The sequence below is a fragment of the Streptomyces sp. NPDC059900 genome, assembly GCF_050270335.1.
Taxonomy (GTDB): Bacteria; Actinomycetota; Actinomycetes; order Streptomycetales; family Streptomycetaceae; genus Streptomyces.
The window spans coordinates 1-1406 of the sequence record NZ_JBNNJZ010001088.1; the positions used below are offsets into that span (position 1 = coordinate 1).

At 69.6% G+C, this 1406-nt stretch carries 2 protein-coding genes; one reads left to right on the top strand and one right to left on the bottom strand.

The annotated features are described in order from the left end of the window. Positions 1-906 (top strand): amidohydrolase family protein (locus tag ACQKIP_RS47455; RefSeq protein WP_427745870.1); only part of this gene is annotated, 906 nt, incomplete at its 5' end. Positions 907-976: 70 nt separating this feature from the next. On the opposite strand, the gene ACQKIP_RS47460 is transcribed toward ACQKIP_RS47455, so the two are convergent. Next, positions 977-1288 (bottom strand): hypothetical protein, encoded by a 312-nt coding sequence (locus ACQKIP_RS47460; RefSeq protein WP_427745871.1) that lies wholly within the window; start codon positions 1286-1288, stop codon positions 977-979. Positions 1289-1406 lie beyond the last annotated feature (118 nt).

Below are 1406 nucleotides of genomic sequence, written 5' to 3' on the forward strand. Positions count from 1 at the left end.
TCCTCCGGCTTCGCCATCACACCCCCCGGCGGCCATCCGAGCGAGCTGATGCCCGAAGGCTTCCGGCCCAAGTGGGACCTGCCCCCGGTGATGCCCCTGATGCCGTTCTCCACCACGCCCGAGGAAGCGGCCGCCTTCGTGCCCCAACTCCTGGCCCGCGGCTCCGACTTCATCAAGTTCATGATCGACGACGGCAGCGTGGAGGGACACCCCGGACTGCCCTCGCTGGACCAGGCCACCGTCAACGCCGGTGTCGCCGAAGCGAAGAAGTACGGCGCCCTCACCGTGGCCCACGCGCTGACCTTGGAAGCCACCAGGATGGCCGCCGAAGCCGGCATCGACGGCGTCACCCACGTGTTCATGGACCAGCCGCACACCGACGAGATCATTGCCCTCATCAGGGACGCGGGCATGTTCGTCATTCCCTGCATCACGCTCAATGCCTCGATGATGGGCATCACCGGCAGCGCACTCGCCGACGATCCCCGGGTCGCCGCACGCCTCAACAGCAAGTGGGACCAGACCCTGCGCTCCAGCTACAACCGCTACCCGCAGGGCAAGCTCGAGGATGTGTACGACACCGTGCGCGCGCTGGATGCCGCCGGCGTGGACGTGCTGGCCGGCAGCGATGTCTCCATGTCCGAGACGTTCTTCGGGGGTCTGGCGCACGGAGCGAGCCTGCACCACGAACTGCAATACCTGGTGGCTGCCGGCCTCACGCCCGAGCGGGCCCTGCGCGCGGCCACAGCGACCACGGCCCGCCGCTTCCGCCTCGGCGACCGGGGCCGTATCGCCGAGGGACTGCGCGCCGACCTTCTGCTGGTCGACGGTGGCCCGCTCAGCAACATCAGCGACACCCTCAGCACCCGTGCCATCTGGCGCCGAGGGGCCCGCCTGGCGGCCTGACCTGCGAGGATCGATCACACGAGTGTGCCGTGCCGGTGCTGCGAGCGGCCGGGGGGCACCATCGGCGGCGTTACTTGCTGTCGATGCGGCCGATCGCGCTTCCGGCGTCGGCGAGGGCGCAGGAAGCCCGCTTCCAGCTGGTGTCGGACGGGTTCAGCGCGCTGCGCAGATAGGCGGCGGTCAGACGCTGGAGGACGGCGACGCGCTCGGGATTCTCGTCCGTGGTCTCCGCGGCTTCCCAGTTCGGGATGCCGCCCGGGGAGTGTTCCGCGCCGAACAGGGTGAGCAGGTGGGTGGCTCCGGGGCTGTGGGTGTAGGCGTCGGTGAACCAGTCCGGGCCCCGGCCGGACATCAGGGACTGGTCCCGGTCACCGGCGACCACGAGTGCCGGCGTGTCCAGTAGTTCGGCGAAGGAGGGGTTCTTGACTCCTCCCCCAGCTGAAGCAGGGGATTCCTAGCTCACGTCGCCTGGCCCCCGGCGGGGGTGCAGGTCTTACACC